Raw genomic sequence first — 17,393 nt, forward strand, 5'->3', positions numbered from 1 at the left:
GATTCAGTAAAAATGTCATAGGACTTAAGTTGTAACTTTTACTCCATCTTGAGTTGTTCTTTCTTTTTTGTAAAGAGATATGCTGTAGTCACGCAGGTTAAAGGAAGAACAAGTAGTGCGGACAATGTGGTAAGAATAGCCATCGTATATTCTAGAACAAATGATTTTTCATTGATCACTTGCTGAAAAGGAATGTCTAAATCAATAAACCAGAGGATCAACGCTAAAGAACTTCCCATGAATGCAAAAAGAAGTGTCATTACTGTTGACGCCAATATTTTTTTAGCAATAGCGAAACTAGAATGGCGCAATTGGTAAAAAGATAATTGCGGATTTGCCTGATATACTTCGAATGTCCCACTAGAAATTGCTACACTCGCATCTAAAACAGCACCACTAAGACTAATCAGAAGCAACGATCTCGTAAGTAATCTAAAATCAATCGCTAAAGTCTTATCTAAGCCAGATAATTCTTCTAGTTCTACCGATGTAAAACCTTGGATCGCTAAAAAATCAGTGATAGGAAGCAATAGTAGGAAACAAAATAAAAAGATCAGTATACTCACAAAATCTGCACGCATTTTTAGATTATAACCGTTGATAAAAAATAAGATAACCACAGCAATCAATAAAAATCCTATGACCGACAATGCCAGTATCGGCCACTTCTGATGATAACCGAATAACAACAGGAAAAAGATCCCTAAATTGATGAATAAGCCTAAAAGAATATACATACCTTGCGTACCGCCAATAAGTAGCACGCTGATTGCTAAAATCCCAACAAGTATAATAAGTACATTCATCGTTTCAGCCTCCTTACAGTCAGAAAAAAGAGGACCGAGATAGGGATCGATAATACTATTCCTAAGCTGCCAGCAATGACGCGTAAAAATTCCAATGATAAATGCTGTTCTATCGTTTCTTTGAACGACCATTGATTTCCTAAATATAAAAGAAGCGATGGAACTGACCCACTGATATAGACGAACAAAAGGATATTGGTCATCGAGCCAATCACATCTCGACCCACTTGCCTTCCTGAAAGCCATAACTGTTTCGCTGTTATTTCTGGTTGTCGCTTAGTCAATTCTTCTAATGTCGCAATGACTGTGATAACGGTATCGAGTGTTCCTCCAGCTGTTCCAATCAGTACGCTAGAAAGAAAAACAGAACGATACGGTCGTGTCAGATAATTCAGTTCCTCGTAGCGCAGTCCTTGGTCTTTCCAAAGATTCATTGTCAAAAGACAAATAAAAAATGCTAAAAAAACACTCGTAACTGCAGCTGAAATTTTGATTATACTGCTTCTATTCCATCCATCTAAAGCCAATATGCTAATAATCATCCCTATAACGACGAACAGGATAGATATATTTAATAGAGAAATCCCTTCTGTTTTAGTAAAGATGAGCAACAAAAGTAAAAGTAAAACGATATTGATGATGAGACTTCCTAAAGCAAATAGACCCTGTTTTCCGCCAATAAGCAACATGGCGCCAATGAAGATACTTGTGAAGAAGAAAAGCCAGCCATCATTTTTTTTTGCTACTAGCTGCCATTCATCTCCATGCATTTGGACTAGATACATTTGTCTCGCTTTTATATTTGCTGTTTCTATTTGATTTTTTTGATAAGGAACCGATAAATAAATCGATTCTCCTTTTTGATCCGTGTTCATCAGTCTTCCTGTAATCAATTGATGATCCTCTTTTATTCGTACTTTTTCGATCTCGATGACAGGTACTTCATATAAAGCAGCTTGATGCTGAATAACCCATGAAGTAAGCACACAAATAAAAAATATAGTGATGATGCTAATTTTTTTTTGCATTCTTTATCCTTTCTATGAAATGATGAAAAGGGTTTGTGACATGTTTTGTCACAAACCCTTTCCCGAATAAACGGTGTTCAAAAGCTTGCATCTGCGGTAATAAGTCCAGCCAAATGAAAAATAGGAGGAGCTATTTTTTGTTTGACTGTTCTTATTACTTGATGCAGAACAGCTTTTTCACAACCGCTGATTTCACAACCTCTTTTCCTAAACAAACGGCAGAATCACCGCTTTAGTTTAGAAAATCTCATTGTGGTTCGTATTTAACTCAGTGATTTTCCCTGTAGCCAAGTAGACGATCCATTCACAGATGTTTGTCACATAGTCTCCGATCCGTTCTAGATAACTGGCAACATTCAAGTAGTCTGTTCCACTGATGACTGTCTCAGGATTTTCCTGCATATTTTTGATTGTTGCATTATAGATTCGATTGAAATAGTCATTGACTCTTTGATCCATATTGGCGATCGTACGTGCGTCTTTTTCGTCTGTTTTGACATAAGCAACTAGGACGTTGTCCACCATTTTTTTCACATAATCAGACATATCGGAGATCTCTTTTTCGATTTCCGGTATTCTCGTCTGCCCTTTTACGCGAATCGTGGATTTAGCAACAGACACCGCATGATCGGCCATACGTTCTAAATCCGAGCTAGCTTTCATGACCGTAATGATCATACGCAAATCAGTTGTAACTGGCTGTTGCAATGCGATCATTTCAAAACTTTTCTTCTCCAAGCGTGTTTCCATGTTATTGATATTTATATCGTTTTCGATAACTTCTTGGGCTAAGATTTTATCGTGTTTGATGTATGCACGAACTGACTTGTGCACGGCGCTGCTCACCATCATCCCCATTTCGTAGAACTGATTATGGAGATTCAGCAATTCTTCTTCAAATTGTGTACGTAGCATTCCGTTTCCTCCTTATCCAAATCGACCTGAAATATAATCTTCTGTCTCTTGTTTTTCTGGATTCATGAATATCTTCTTCGTATCGTTGTATTCGATCAAGTGGCCATCTAAAAAGAATGCCGTCTTATCTGAAATACGTGAAGCTTGAGACATATTATGGGTCACGATGATCATCGTATACCGCTCTCTTAATTCTAACAGCATACTTTCGATTTTCCCAGTAGAAACAGGATCAAGCGCACTTGTTGGTTCATCCAATAAGATGATTTCCGGATTAACTGCCAAAACACGTGCGATACATACACGCTGCTGCTGCCCACCGGATAAAGATAAAGCACTTTTATGCAATTTGTCTTTCACATCATCCCAAACAGACGCTGCCTTCAGGCTTTCTTCAACTACTTGATCAAGGACTTTTTTATCTTTTTCCCCTTTTAATTTCAATCCATAGATGACATTTTCATAGATAGAAAAAGGAAATGGGTTTGGCTGCTGGAATACCATGCCGATTTCTTTTCTTAGTTCAACAACATCTGTTTTTGGACCATAGATGTCTTTGTCTTTATATAAAACACTTCCGGTGATCGTTACATTCGGAATCAGGTCATTCATCCGGTTCAAAGAACGCAGATAAGTGGATTTCCCGCAACCAGAAGGACCGATCATCGCAGTGATTTCCCCTTGATTGAAACTTAGATCGATCCCTTTTAGTGCTTCTTTCTTTCCATAATACAGATGAAGATCTTTAGATGAAATAATTTCTTTTGTCATGTTGAGGCCTCCGTCTTAACCAAAATGACCGGACACATAATCTTCGGTTGCCTGAATTTTTGGTCTGGTAAATATCTTGTTAGTTTTGTCATATTCCATTACTTTTCCTAGATAGAAAAAGGCAGTATAGTCGCTGATACGAGCTGCTTGTTGCATGTTATGCGTCACGATGATGATCGTATAGTCTTCTTTCAAGTTTACAAGTGTTTCTTCAACCGTTCCTGTCGAAATAGGGTCCAAAGCACTTGCCGGCTCGTCTAGCAGCAAGATATCAGGTTTCATCGCGATCGCACGAGCAATACATAAACGTTGCTGTTGCCCGCCAGATAAAGCCAAGGCACTTTTGTCCAAGCTGTCTTTTACTTGGTCCCACAAGGCAGCTTGTTTCAAGCTTGTTTCAACGATTTCATCTAATTTCTTTTTGTTTTTTTCGCCGTGCTGTTTCAAAGCAAATGTAATATTGTCATAAATCGACTTGCTGAACGGATTAGGACGTTGAAAAACCATGCCAATCCGTTTGCGCATCTCATAAACATCCACTTGAGGCGCATTAATATCTACGCCTTGATACATGATTTTCCCAGTGATTTTCGTATTAGCGATCCCATCATTCATTCGATTCAACGAACGAAGATACGTAGATTTTCCGCAGCCGGAAGGACCAATCAGTGCAGTGATCTTATTTTTTTCAAATTCCAGATCCACTCCTTTGATTGCTTCATTGTCGCCATACCAGACATGTAGATCATCCGTATATAGTGCTACTTCGTTCTCTTTTGGCATGGTGATGACATTTGTTTCATTCCAGTTATATTTTTTCATTTTGCTTCTTCTCCTTAGGCTGAAGTCATTTTTCGGTATAATCGTTTGCCAATCGCACGAGCGCCGAAGTTGAACAGTAAAACAGCAATGATCAACACGGCAGAAGCGCCAGCCGAAACAGAAACACCATCAGGCATCGTGCCTTCTGTATTGATCTTCCAAATATGGACAGCTAATGTTTCAGCTTGACGGAAAATGCTGATCGGGCTTGAAACACTTAATGGATTCCAGTTCGTAAAATCTAACGCAGGTGCACTTTGTCCAGCCGTATAGATCAATGCAGCTGCTTCACCAAAAATTCTTCCAGAACTTAGGATCACACCAGTCAAAATCCCTGGTGTCGCTTCTGGAACCACCACTTTTATCACTGTTTCCCAGCGTGACAAACCTAAGGCCAATCCTGCTTCTCGTTGTGTGTAATGGACCGCTTGTAAAGACTCCTCAACTGTTCTAGTCAAAAGAGGCAAGTTGAATACAGTCAAAGCCAATGCACCAGAAATAATCGAGAAACCATACTGGAATTGAATAACGAAAACCAAGAAACCGAATAAACCGACAACGACAGAAGGCAATGAGCTCAAGATTTCAATCGACGTGCGAATCACATCTGTTAGCCAGTTTTTTCCAGCATATTCTGAAAGATAGATACCCGCACCTAAAGAAATAGGAAAACTGATGATCATCGTGATCAAAAGCAAATAAATCGAGTTAAATAGCTGGATCCCGATTCCACCGCCTTCTTGGTAGGCTTTGGAAGGTTCGGTCAAGAAGGACCATGAAATGTGCGGTATTCCCCGAACTAAGATATAAAGTAGTAAAGCTGCTAAAATCAATACGATGATCCCCGAAACTACATATAAAACACCTGTAGCAATTTTATCTGAGCGTTTTGCGTTCATTATTTCAGCTCTCCTTTCTTCCCAATCATACGGATCACGATATTAAAGAATAATGACATCAATAGCAAGATCAGCGCTAATGACCATAACACATTATTTTCAACTGTTCCCATGATTGTATTTCCGATTCCCATTGTTAAGATGGACGTCAATGTAGAAGCAGGAGTAGTAAGTCCTGTTGGCATCAATGCTGCATTACCGATGACCATTTGGATAGCTAAGGCTTCACCAAACGCACGAGCCATACCAAAAACGACTGCTGTTAAAATCCCGGGCACGGCTGCTCGTAGCACGACTTTGTAGATTGTTTGCCATCTTGTGGCACCAAGCGCTAATGAAGCTTCCCGATAGTGCCGTGGTACTGCCTTTAATGCATCAACAGTCATCGTTGTGACAGTCGGCAAGATCATAACGAACAACACAAATGTACCAGCTAAGATACCAAACCCTGTCCCGCCAAAAATACTTCTGACAAAAGGCACGATAACTGATAAACCGATAAAACCATAAACGACAGAAGGAATACCTACAAGCAGCTCGATGACCGGCTGTAAGATCTTCGTTCCGTTTTTAGGAGAGATCTCCGTCATGAATACTGCTGCACCAATGGCAAATGGTGTGGCAACAATAGCAGATAAAAAGGTCACAATAAACGAACCTGTGATCATAGGCAATGCCCCTACCATTGGTTTCCCATTTGCTCCGATTTGGCTTGGATTCCAATCTGTACCAAACAGAAAATCAAATACATTGATCTTATCAGTAAAAAAGGTGGCCAATCCTTTACTAGCTACAAAATAAAAAATAGATAATACAACCAACACGATCAGCGCGATACATAAAAAACTGATGAATTTTCCACGCTGTTCCATTTTTGAACGTTTTGATTTTGTTAATAATACTTTTTTCACATCTTCCACAGATGACTCCCCCTTAATCAGGTTTAACATACTCACTCAGTGTACAAATTGAACATCAATTTGGTTTTAATAACATGTAAAAGTTTAGCTAAGTTTGTAAATTTTGTGTAAAGATTACTCTTTAACGATATTTCCTTGCCAATCACGTTCGACTTTCATATGAGAAACAGGGATATAACCTAGTTCTCCAACGATGTTATCTTGTACTTCATCAGATAAGATATAGTCTAAAAATTCTTTTGTCAGTTTTTTTGGATGATCTCTTGTGTACATATGCTCATATGCCCAAATCGTCCATTTGTTCGTTGTCACATTTTCATCTGTCGGTTCTACACCGTTAACATTCAACGTATCTACATCATCGGAAACATAAGAAAAAGCAACATAGCTGATTGCACCGGGTGTGTCGGCAACGATCTGGCGCACCATTCCGCTTGAATCTTGTTCTTGTGCCTGAACAGCTGTTTCTCCGTCCAATACCCATTTTTCAAACGTGCTACGGGTTCCGCTTCCTGAAGCGCGGTTCAATATAACTACTGGCTGATCTTTTCCACCGACTTCACTCCAGTTTTTGATCTCGCCTGTAAATAGTTTTTTCAGGTTTTCCATACTGATGTCTTTTACGCCAATATCCTTGTTCACAATAGGAGTGATCCCAACAACTGCTACTCGATGATCGACTAATGCTGAGGCATCGATCCCCGATTTTTCTTCCGCAAACAAATCAGAGTTTCCGATGTCGACTGCTCCTGACTGTACTTGAGACAAACCAGTTCCGCTTCCGCCCCCTTGTACATTGATGAATTTTCCAGGATTTTCTGTCTGGTAAGTTTCAGCAACTGTTTCTACTAAAGGCTGTAAAGCAGAAGAGCCAACAGCCGTAATGGATTCTCCTCGATCAATCCACTTTGAACAGCCTGATAAAAGAATAGCTAATCCTATTATTGGTAAGAATAATTTAAGTTTTTTCATTAGAAATCTCCTTTAATCCTAAAGTATATTTATTTTATCATTTTCATTACTTGATGAAAACGAATCAAAATCATTAAATAACAAAATAAATTCTCATAATTGTAAAAAAAACTATCTCATTAAAAGTTTCTATGCTATACTGGCTTTGAAATGTGTCTCTTTTAATAGCATATATTAGCTTATTTCTTGCTTTCCCCAAAAAACAAGAGATACCCCAAAGTTAATTTCGCTCATGCGAGACGCTTTCTCCATTTCTGACGTACTCTCAGAAATGGCCCCGTTATAAAAGGACACGAGATCTCCATCTGTTGATGGTTCTCATGTCCTTTTTATGTTTTAAAGGAGCGGCGAAATCAATCTTGCTAATCCTTCTTTCATCTTGATGATTATTCCTCGGTTTTCATACATTTCTTTTGTGAGATGCGTAGAAATTTTCGAGTCTTCAAAAAAAGCTTTTCTTACACGTGAAGCCATTCGTTCATCATAAACCAGTGTATTGACCTCAAAGTCCAAGCGAAATGAACGAACATCGATATTTGCTGAGCCAACTGAAACAATGCCACCATCGATAATCATCGTCTTTGCATGAATAAATCCATTCTCATATGTTTCGATCCTTGCTCCATACTCGATCAGCTCTGCAGCGAAAGAATACGTTGCCCAGTAAACGAGAAGATGATCTGGTTTGTTAGGTATTTGGATATGAACTTTTACGCCTGAAAGAAGAGCCAACTTCAGTGCTTCATGAATCGACCCATCCGGTATGTAATAAGGCGTTTGGATCAATATCTCCCGTTTGGCTAACGAAATCATTTTCAAATAAGTCATTTTGATTTGTTCATGTTCGGTATCTGGTCCGCTTGTCACGATTTGAACAGCTATATCACCAGTAGAGTGAATGGACGGAAAAAATTTGGGAGAATAGCCTACTTCTTTTGTATGCTGAGAATTCCAGTCCATCAAAAAACGGTTTTGCAAGGTATACACCGCTTCTCCGTAAATACGCAAATGATTGTCTCGCCAATAACCAAATTTCTTTACCAATCCTAGATATTCATTTCCAACATTGAACCCACCTGTATATCCGATTTTCCCATCAATAACTACGATTTTACGATGATTGCGATAATTGATCCGAGGATTAATATACGGAACAAATAGAGGAAAGAAAAATGCGACTTCTCCGCCTGCTTTTTTCAAATTCTGAAAAAAGCTGGAAGAAACTTGTGTGGAACCCCATGCATCAAGAAGGACTCTGACTTTTACCCCTCGTCTTGCCGCCTCTGTCAATGCATCTCGAACTTCTTCACCTAATGCATCACTGCGATAAATATAATACTGGAAGTGGATATGGTCTTCTGCTTGCTTGATATCTTCAATCAGCGCATCGAATTTTTCACGACCATCTGTAAATAAAGTGATTTCATTTTTAGTCGTATAGAGCGTACTTTCAAATACCGTGAGCATATAGATCAATTGTTTCACATCTACTTGTCCAGTAGGCGGATGAGGATAAAGCCCTCGCATCAATGCCTGTTTGTCTTCTTCAATTTCCAGGTTCTTACCGATTTTCCCTTGGATCTTCAAATCAAAGATTTTCTCTTTGGAAATCCCTCTTCCTAAAAAAATATATAAAATAAATCCTACAACTGGAATGAACATCAAAACGAGCAGCCATGCCCATGTTTGAGCAGTTTCCTTTCTTTCTCGAAAAACGATGATAAAGGAAAGCAAAATATTCATAATCAAAAGGATCGTAAAAAAATTGTCAACGATAATTTTCACGGCTTCACCTCTTCTTCTACCAACTTAAGAATACCCAAGTTGTTTTTTAAAGTAAAGGGAAAAAAGCCGCTTCCTTCTATTCTCCTAGCCAATAAAAAAAGAAAGCTGGAACGAAACTGTCCAACTTTCTCATTTTATTTATATTGTGGTATTAGAATTTCAAGAAACGTCTCATAGAAATGATCGAGCCAAGTGAACCAATGATCACACCAATGCCGACCATTAAAAGATTGATTTTCCAAACGATATTTTGTGGATGAATCAATGAATAATGGGAACGTAATAATGATGGATTGATCAATTGGAAAAACCATGCATAACCAAATGTGATGATCAAAATCGGAAGAATCGCACCGATCAGACCGATCCAGCCACCTTCAAGGAAAAACGGCCAGCGAATATATCCATTTTTTGCACCGACTAAACGCATGATTTGAATTTCACGCTGTCTAGACAAAATCGTGATCCGAATCGTGTTCGAAATGAGAAACATCGCTACGAACAGCAGCAATGCCGCTGCAACTAATCCCCATGTCCGAACTGCACCAGCGATTTGGAAAATCCGATCTGAGGAAGCTCCACCGTAATCAGAACGAGAAACATTCTTCAAATCTGCTGCTTCTTCTGCTACTTGTTTTGTATAAGAAGGATCAGTAGCACTTACTACATACACATCATATAACGGGTTATTGTCACCTTCAAACAATTTCCAGGAATCACCCATTTCGTTTTGGATTTTTTTCAATTCCTGTTCTTTACTTGAAAATTCAACTTTTTTAACATGATCTAAGTCATTCAATTCTTTTTCTAGCTTTTTCATCTCTTCGTCTTTTGTACCGATATCTACGAATACAGAGACATCAACGTTTCCTTCTATATCCTGAGCTAATTTAGTTGCATTCATGATAACTGCCATGAATACACCGACTAAAGTCAACGTGATCGTTACCGCACTGACTGAAGCAACTGTCATCCAGCCGTTACGTTTCAAACTCTTGATACTTTCTAATAAATGGCGGAAAAAGGTTCTAATCATCGTATCCATATTCCCCTTCCGCTTGATCTCGAATAATGCGGCCGTTTTCGATAGCAATTACTCGGTGCCGAATCGTATTTACGATCGTACTGTTATGTGTAGCCATCACGACAGTAGTTCCTTGGGCATTGATCCGATCTAATAATTTCATGATTTCCCATGAGTTTTCTGGATCCAGATTTCCTGTCGGTTCATCCGCGATAAGTACTTTAGGCGTATTCACGATTGCCCGAGCAATAGAGACACGTTGCTGTTCCCCACCGGATAATTCGCTAGGAAAGACTCGAACTTTGTGTTTCAAACCAACAAGGTCCAGCACTTCCATTACTCGTTTTTTGATATCCCGAGGTTTTCTGCCGATAACTTGCATAGCGTACGCAACATTTTCATATACTGTTTTTCTTGGTAATAATTTATAGTCTTGGAACACCACGCCGATTTCTCTGCGTAGATAAGGAACTTCGCGGTTTTTGATTGCTATTAGATCATGACCTGCGACGTTCAAAGTTCCTTTTGAAGCTTTTTCTTCTCGATACATCAATTTGATGAATGTAGATTTACCGGCTCCAGACGGACCAACCACATAGACAAACTCTCCTTGTTCGATGACAATCGAGAGATTGCGGATAGCGGTCGTACCATTTGAGTACTTCTTCATTACATCCTTCATTTCAATCATGGCGTTCTCTCCATATCTTTTTCAGTCTTTAGCTATTATAGCATGGCAATGTTTCAACATGCTTGCAAAATCTTACAATTTTATTTCAATTTAACAATGGGTTCTTATTGTAGATGCATTTTTAAATAGCCGTCAATAAATAAATCAAGGTCACCGTCCATAACTGCTTGGACATTTCCTGTCTCTACGTTTGTCCGATGGTCTTTTACCATAGAATATGGATGGAAAACATAAGAACGGATCTGTGAACCCCAGCCGATTTCTTTTTGTTCTCCTCGAAGTGCAGCTGCTTCTTGTTCTTTCTTTTCCACTTCTAATTGATAAAGCTTAGCTTTTAACATCCCCATCGCTTGCTCACGGTTTTTCAATTGTGAACGTTGTGCCTGACTAGCTACTACTGTTCCTGTAGGCAAGTGAGTGATCCGTACAGCAGATTCTGTTTTATTGATGTGCTGACCACCTGCACCACTTGCTCGGTACGTATCGATTTTCAAATCATCTGGATTGATTTCTATATCGATCGTTTCATCAAGCTCTGGCATCACATCTACCGAACAAAAAGAAGTATGACGTCGTTTCGCTGAGTCAAAAGGCGAAATCCGTACAAGGCGATGAACACCTTTTTCTGATTTTAGATAACCAAAAGCGTTATGTCCTTTAATCAGCAGGGTCACACTCTTGATCCCTGCTTCATCACCTGCTTGATAATCTAGTGTTTCTACTTGATAGCCATGCTGCTCTGCCCAACGTGTATACATACGTAAAAGCATGCTGCCCCAGTCTTGGGACTCCGTTCCGCCAGCCCCTGGATGCAATTCGACGATCGCATTGTTTCGATCATAAGGTCCGTCTAACAGCATAGATAATTCATACGTCTTCATTTTTTCATCTAATGCATTGATACGTGTTTCTGCTTCTTCTTGCATTGCTGCATCAGGTTCTTCTTGCAGCATCTCCACCATCAATTCGATTTCTTCTAGTTCTTCGGCAAGAGAATGGAATTGGTCATAGGTTTCTTTATTAGCGTTATTTTCGCTGATCACTTTTTGTGCGGCTTCGCTGTCATCCCAAAAACCAGGTTCAGCCATTTTTGCTTCTGCTTCCGCGATGTCTTCTTCCAGCTGATCTAAGTCAAAGAGACCTCCTGAAACTTGTGACCTTTTCCTGCATTTCTGTCAGGAGATTTCGAATTTCGGATATTTCCATGTTTTTTCCTTCTTTCACTATACTTTTTTCATTATATCTAGTCTAACAGAATCAGCAAATAACAGAAAGAAGGTGAGACGAATTCTTAAAAAAAGAATTTGTCTCACCAATCCTGCTGTCAGAAATTAGTTTGCATTTTTTCCATGACAGTTCTTATATTTTTTCCCGCTTCCACAAGGACAAGGATCATTTCTTCCGACCTTGTTCACATGGATTGGCTGTTTTTTCGCGCTAGTATTACTATTTTCTTTGGCATCTCCGTCTTCTGAGTGAGAAGCTGTTCCTTGAGAAACCTGTTCACGCTGTACGTTTTGACGGATCTCAGCTTTCATAAAGATTCGAGTGACTTCATACTCGATGGCGCCTACCATATCTTCAAACATCTTATAGCCTTCTGTTTGATATTCGACTAATGGATTGTTCTGTCCATAAGCACGTAAGCCGATTGACTGACGTAATTGATCCATTGCATCAATATGGTCTGTCCATTTAGAGTCCACAACACGCAAGATCACGACTTTTTCAAATTCCAACAGTTGCTCTGGACCATTTAGTTGAGCCGCTTTGGTATTAAATACTTCTTGTGCTCGTTCGTTTAGATACTCTTTGATCTCCTGAGCTGTTTTTCCTTCGATATCTGCAAGAGTAATGCTATCTTCATGGACAAGAGTACTGCCGGCAAAATCGATGATACTTTCCAAATTCCAATTTTCTTTCTCTAATTGTGTATGCGCATCTACTACACGACTGATTGTCCGTTTGACCATGTTCATTAGTGGCTTGGATAAGCTTTTTTCTTCCATGATTACTTCTTGTCGCTGTTTATAGATTACTTCACGTTGTTCACGCATCACATCATCGTATTGTAAGACGTTTTTACGTGTGTCATAGTTATTTCCTTCTACACGTTTTTGTGCAGATTCTACTTGTTTCGTCAGCATCTTGCTTTGGATAACAGCATCTTCCTCACCGATCTTCATCCGATCTAAGAAAGCTTTGATTCGTTCTGAACCGAATCGTTTCATCAAATCATCTTCCAATGACAAGTAGAACTGTGACATACCTGGGTCTCCTTGACGTCCTGCACGTCCTCGAAGCTGGTTATCGATACGACGAGATTCATGTCGTTCTGTCCCGATAACTGCTAGACCACCAAGTTCTCTTACCCCAAGTCCTAACTTGATATCTGTTCCCCGACCAGCCATGTTGGTAGCAATCGTCACAGCACCTTTTTGACCAGCATTCATGATGATCTCTGCTTCTTTAAAGTGATTTTTCGCATTCAGCACTTCATGAGGAATACGTTCTTGATTCAGCATATCTGATAATAACTCAGATGTTTCAACCGCAACAGTTCCGACTAACACAGGTTGACCTTTGCGGTAGCGATCTTTGATATCTTGCACGACAGCGTGGAACTTGCTTTGTAATGTTGGGTAAAGTAAATCTGGACGATCATCACGGATAACCGGACGATTTGTCGGAATCTGGTATACTTGGATGTTATAAATTTCTCTGAATTCTTCTTCTTCTGTTTTAGCTGTACCAGTCATTCCCGCAAGTTTCTTATACATACGGAAATAGTTCTGGAAAGTGATCGTCGCCATGGTTTTCGTTTCGTCTTCGATCTCTACGCCTTCTTTAGCTTCGATTGCTTGGTGAAGTCCATCTGAATAACGGCGTCCATCCATGATCCGACCAGTGAACTGGTCAACAATCAGTACTTTTCCGTCTTGGACAACATAATCGATATCTAAAAGCATGATATAGTTGGCTCTCAATGCTTGATCCAAGTGATGGGTCAATGCAGTATTTTCAATGTCGTATAAGTTATCCAAGCCGAATGTTTCTTCTGCTTTTTCGATCCCTGCTTCGGTTAAACTGATTGTTTTTGATTGTACATCGATTTTATAATCTTCTTCTTCTTTCAAACGTTTCACGAAGTTGTCTGCTCTTGTATATAAAGCTGTGGATTTTTCTGCTTGCCCTGAAATGATCAGCGGCGTTCTCGCTTCATCAATCAAGATTGAGTCAACTTCATCGACAATGGCATAATTCAGCGGACGTTGTACCATTTGATGGCGGTAAACGACCATATTGTCTCTCAAGTAGTCAAATCCTAATTCATTATTCGTACTATAAGTGATATCACAATTATAAGCCTCGCGTTTTTCATCCGAAGATTTTGAGTTGATATTCAACCCCACTGTTAATCCTAAGAAATTATAAAGTTCGCCCATTTCCGTTGAGTCACGGGTTGCTAAATATTCATTGACGGTAACTACGTGGACCCCTTCGCCAGTCAGAGCATTTAGATATACTGGCATCGTCGCAGTCAAGGTTTTACCTTCACCAGTACGCATTTCAGGGATATTTCCATCGTGAAGCACGATTCCACCCATCAATTGTACGTGGTATGGATATAACCCCAATACACGTTTTGCTGCTTCTCGGACGACTGCAAAAGCTTCCGGAAGTAATTGATCTAATGTTTCTCCTTTTTGGTATCTGCCCTTGAATTCAGCAGTTTTTGCCTGTAATTGTTCATCAGTTAATGCTGCCATTTGGTCAGCGTATGCTTCAACTTTTTTTGCAATGCTATCTAAACGTTTTAGTTCTTTCTTATCGTTTTCGATAAGTGAACGAATCAAATTGGCCATGCGTTGTGTAATCTCCTTTTCCTTCTGTTTATTATCCAGACTATGTAGACTTTACTTTTCATTTTATCATTAGTTATAGATAATTGAAATATCTTAAGCGTATTAAAGTAAGAACTTCATAATTTATTCATATTTCATCTAAAAGAGGAGGGAAACTCAAAAAAACTTGCGGCAGCTGTCAGTAGCTGCTGCAAGTTTTCGTTGTTATTTAAGTAAGGCTGATCAGTCTGTTTCAATCAGTCCGTATTTTCCATCTTTACGGCGGTAAACGATACTTGTACCATTTGTTTCTGCATCTTCAAAAATAAAGAAGTTATGTCCCAGCATGTTCATTTGTAAGACTGCTTCTTCACTATCCATTGGTTTCAATGAAAGGCGTTTCGTACGTACGATATCTAATTCAGAATCATTTTCGTTTTCGTCCTCTTCATTGAATAAAGCAGCAGCATCTGCAGTATTCATGCCCGTTTCACGGGATTTACGATTAATTTTTGTTTTGAATTTGCGGATTTGGCGTTCCAATTTGTCAACAACCAAATCGATACTTGCGTATAAATCTGGAGAAGTTTCTTCGGCACGTAATACAAGATAAGGTAATGGGATCGTTACTTCCACTTTTGCTGTTTTTTCTGTATAAACTTTTAAGTTCACATGCGCCGTTGCATCGGGTGCGTCACTGAAATAGCGTTCTAGTTTGCCTACTTTTTTCTCAACGTAGTCGCGAATCGCTTCAGTTACTTCGATATTTTCGCCGCGTACATTATATCTAAACATAAAAATTACCCCTTTCGTCTACCACAATCAAGAAGGAGAAGGACCACTCTTTCCCTCTTCTTAATTCTATTATATCGAACTCTAGGTTATTTGCAAATTAAATCGCTATCAAATTTCCACATCTAATTCATCTCGCCAAAGAAATAGTTCGGATGATTTTCGGCTGTGCGACCTGCAAACAATCTGCTGCGTGGAAAAGAGTCTGTCCTGTTGTATAGACATCATCAATAATCAATATTTTTTTATTTTGTATCTTAGAAAAGGTGACTGCAAGTTCAAAAGGTTGAGGCATCTCCAATCTTTCCTTTCGCGTGTTTTTTGCTTGAGCCAGCAGATGCTTCTCTCTTTTGAGTAGCATCTGAAAAGGAATTCTTGCTGCTTTCAACATCTCGCTTACTTGATTGAATCCTCTTTCTGTTCGCCTTTTTTCAGATAAAGGTATTGGACAATAGATGTATGTCGGGTATTCTTTTTTTATCTGCGTCCATTTATATGCAAAGGTGCCTGCTAGTCGGATATCTCCCATAAACTTGTATTGATTGAGCCAGGCCTTCATATTTTCATCGTACACAAAAAAGGCACGGTGCTGAAAATCATAGGTCGGATATTTCTTCTTCCATTCTTGACAGTCACTGCAGTAAACGGGAATAGACTTTACTTTCTTTTTCGTACTCTCTAGATTGAAATGGATTGGTTTTTGACAGCCAGAACAGCCTCTTGTTTCCAATAAATGAAATTGTGCGCGACAAACTGAACAAGTCTGAGGTAATCTGTATTTCGAAACACCAATAATCTCGCTGAATGTTAAATTTTGGACGATATCTTTACTGCAGCAACTGCACCTCACAGCATCTTCTTCCCTTCTTCATTCATTTCTTTGATTTCCTGACAAGCTTTTCGAATAGCTGCAGTTTTTTCTTCATAGAAAAAGTATACTTGACTGTTCGTATAAGGCCCTTTACGATCGGCTCTTCCTGCGATTTGTACCAAAGAAGATTTAGTAAAAACCGGATGATCCGCTCCTAAAACGATAACGGATATTCTTTCAAATGTGACTCCACGTTCAAGGATCATCGTGGTTAACAGTATGTCATATTTTGCTTCTCGCATTTTCTGGACTTTTTCCGCCCGCTGATTGTCTCTTGAAGAAACATCTGTGATCTCATATCTCGGAAGAGCCTCTTGAAGTGTGGCTTTCAAACGATGCATCATCGTGATACTTGGACAAAATAAAAGGATATGGTTTTCTTTAATTAATTGATGAATGATCCGCACCAAAGATTTTATCTTCTTCTTGTTCTTGCATTTTTGTCGCCAATTATTCATGAAAACCAAGACGGGTTCAGGAAGTAAACGCCGATGAAAGCGTAAAGCAAGTTTGTGGATGTCAAACGTCTGCTTGATTTCCTTTAGTAACTTTTTATCAGGTGTGGCACTTAAGTAGATGAATCGTCCGTCTGGTTTAATCGCTGTTTGCACAGCATGAGCTAATCCTGCATCCCCGTTATAAGGAAACGCATCGATCTCATCGATCACTATTAAATCAAAGGACCGATAAAAACGGTATAGCTGATGAATCGTACAGATAACAAAAGAAGTAAAGGTATAAGCCGTTGCTGTATTCCCATGGAGCAACGTGATTTTTTCTTCTGGAAAAACATAACGATAGCGTAAAAACAATTCATTACAAACATCGACTCGCGGTGTACAAATCGCTACTCTTCCTCCAGCTTTTAAAGTTTCCACTAAAATAGGATAAAGCATCTCTGTTTTCCCTGCACCTGTTACAGCCCAAATAAGATGATGTCTTTTTTCTGAATGGCAAAGTATTCTCTTTGAGATTTCCGTTTGTTTTTCAGTAAGCTGTCCTGTCCAAAAAAAGACGACTTCTCGAGGTTTTGCTTCAGGCTGATCAAACAAATATAAATCTTGTTGAGTGTCGCATCGCCCTAAATATAGACAATGTGTACAAAAATAACCGTAATCTGCAAGCTGTCCATCAATGACGGACGTCCTCATTCCACAGCGATGACAAAGAATCCAGTTGCCCTAACGTTCCACTGCTGCGATCTTCTCATAATTTGGTAAATTTACCTCCTCACAGTCTATTGCTTTAATAT

At 39.2% G+C, this 17,393-nt stretch carries 16 protein-coding genes; all 16 read right to left on the minus strand.

Features of this window, described 5'->3' with window-relative positions; all coding sequences use genetic code 11:
- Positions 1 to 38: 38 nt before the first annotated feature.
- On the minus strand, positions 39 to 806 hold the full coding sequence (locus OZ002_RS05855; RefSeq protein ID WP_086273061.1) for a YibE/F family protein: 768 nt from the start codon (positions 804 to 806) through the stop codon (positions 39 to 41).
- Positions 803 to 1,834 carry a YibE/F family protein gene (locus tag OZ002_RS05860; protein ID WP_010738839.1) on the minus strand — a complete coding sequence of 344 codons (1,032 nt, stop codon included), beginning with the start codon at positions 1,832 to 1,834 and terminating at the stop codon, positions 803 to 805. The genes OZ002_RS05855 and OZ002_RS05860 overlap by 4 nt, the downstream gene beginning before the upstream one ends.
- A gap of 237 nt (positions 1,835 to 2,071) precedes the next feature.
- Complete coding sequence (gene phoU / locus OZ002_RS05865; protein WP_002289490.1) at positions 2,072 to 2,749, minus strand: phosphate signaling complex protein PhoU; 678 nt, start codon at positions 2,747 to 2,749, stop codon at positions 2,072 to 2,074.
- A 12-nt stretch (positions 2,750 to 2,761) separates the two neighbouring features.
- The gene (pstB, locus tag OZ002_RS05870; protein WP_002289489.1) at positions 2,762 to 3,520 is read right to left on the minus strand and encodes a phosphate ABC transporter ATP-binding protein PstB; all 759 of its coding nucleotides are present in this window, start codon (positions 3,518 to 3,520) and stop codon (positions 2,762 to 2,764) included.
- Positions 3,521 to 3,535: 15 nt separating this feature from the next.
- A complete protein-coding gene (pstB, locus tag OZ002_RS05875; protein ID WP_010738840.1) occupies positions 3,536 to 4,342 on the minus strand; it encodes a phosphate ABC transporter ATP-binding protein PstB in 807 nt (268 codons plus the stop codon).
- 14 nt (positions 4,343 to 4,356) lie between these two features.
- Positions 4,357 to 5,241 (minus strand): phosphate ABC transporter permease PstA, encoded by an 885-nt coding sequence (gene pstA, locus OZ002_RS05880; RefSeq protein WP_002292759.1) that lies wholly within the window; start codon positions 5,239 to 5,241, stop codon positions 4,357 to 4,359.
- Positions 5,241 to 6,161 carry a phosphate ABC transporter permease subunit PstC gene (gene pstC, locus OZ002_RS05885; RefSeq protein WP_002292761.1) on the minus strand — a complete coding sequence of 307 codons (921 nt, stop codon included), beginning with the start codon at positions 6,159 to 6,161 and terminating at the stop codon, positions 5,241 to 5,243. The genes pstA and pstC overlap by 1 nt, the downstream gene beginning before the upstream one ends.
- Before the next feature lie 114 nt (positions 6,162 to 6,275).
- Complete coding sequence (locus tag OZ002_RS05890; protein WP_002292763.1) at positions 6,276 to 7,133, minus strand: phosphate ABC transporter substrate-binding protein PstS; 858 nt, start codon at positions 7,131 to 7,133, stop codon at positions 6,276 to 6,278.
- Positions 7,134 to 7,469: 336 nt separating this feature from the next.
- On the minus strand, positions 7,470 to 8,918 hold the full coding sequence (gene cls / locus OZ002_RS05895) for a cardiolipin synthase (protein ID WP_002306208.1): 1,449 nt from the start codon (positions 8,916 to 8,918) through the stop codon (positions 7,470 to 7,472).
- 151 nt (positions 8,919 to 9,069) lie between these two features.
- Positions 9,070 to 9,954 (minus strand): permease-like cell division protein FtsX, encoded by an 885-nt coding sequence (gene ftsX, locus OZ002_RS05900; protein WP_002294981.1) that lies wholly within the window; start codon positions 9,952 to 9,954, stop codon positions 9,070 to 9,072.
- Complete coding sequence (gene ftsE / locus OZ002_RS05905; protein WP_002292768.1) at positions 9,947 to 10,633, minus strand: cell division ATP-binding protein FtsE; 687 nt, start codon at positions 10,631 to 10,633, stop codon at positions 9,947 to 9,949. The genes ftsX and ftsE overlap by 8 nt, the downstream gene beginning before the upstream one ends.
- Before the next feature lie 104 nt (positions 10,634 to 10,737).
- Positions 10,738 to 11,839 (minus strand): peptide chain release factor 2 gene (gene prfB / locus OZ002_RS05910; protein ID WP_096948712.1). Its coding sequence is split into 2 segments (ribosomal slippage): positions 10,738 to 11,766 and positions 11,768 to 11,839, totalling 1,101 coding nucleotides; the frame shifts between segments, so codons are not numbered across the junction.
- A gap of 125 nt (positions 11,840 to 11,964) precedes the next feature.
- A complete protein-coding gene (gene secA, locus OZ002_RS05915) occupies positions 11,965 to 14,499 on the minus strand; it encodes a preprotein translocase subunit SecA (RefSeq protein ID WP_002289770.1) in 2,535 nt (844 codons plus the stop codon).
- 222 nt (positions 14,500 to 14,721) lie between these two features.
- Entirely contained in the window at positions 14,722 to 15,273 is a 552-nt protein-coding gene (gene hpf / locus OZ002_RS05920; RefSeq protein WP_002294985.1) for a ribosome hibernation-promoting factor, HPF/YfiA family, read from the minus strand.
- 127 nt (positions 15,274 to 15,400) lie between these two features.
- Positions 15,401 to 16,120, minus strand: coding sequence for a ComF family protein (locus tag OZ002_RS05925; RefSeq protein ID WP_002299428.1), 720 nt, complete (start codon positions 16,118 to 16,120; stop codon positions 15,401 to 15,403).
- Positions 16,117 to 17,292 (minus strand): DEAD/DEAH box helicase family protein, encoded by a 1,176-nt coding sequence (locus OZ002_RS05930; protein ID WP_325082922.1) that lies wholly within the window; start codon positions 17,290 to 17,292, stop codon positions 16,117 to 16,119. Before OZ002_RS05930 ends, OZ002_RS05925 begins: the two co-directional genes overlap by 4 nt.
- Positions 17,293 to 17,393: the final 101 nt, after the last annotated feature.

Origin of the sequence: Enterococcus sp. E4-150 (assembly GCF_035726465.1) — a bacterium.
Taxonomy (GTDB): domain Bacteria; phylum Bacillota; class Bacilli; order Lactobacillales; family Enterococcaceae; genus Enterococcus_B; species Enterococcus_B faecium.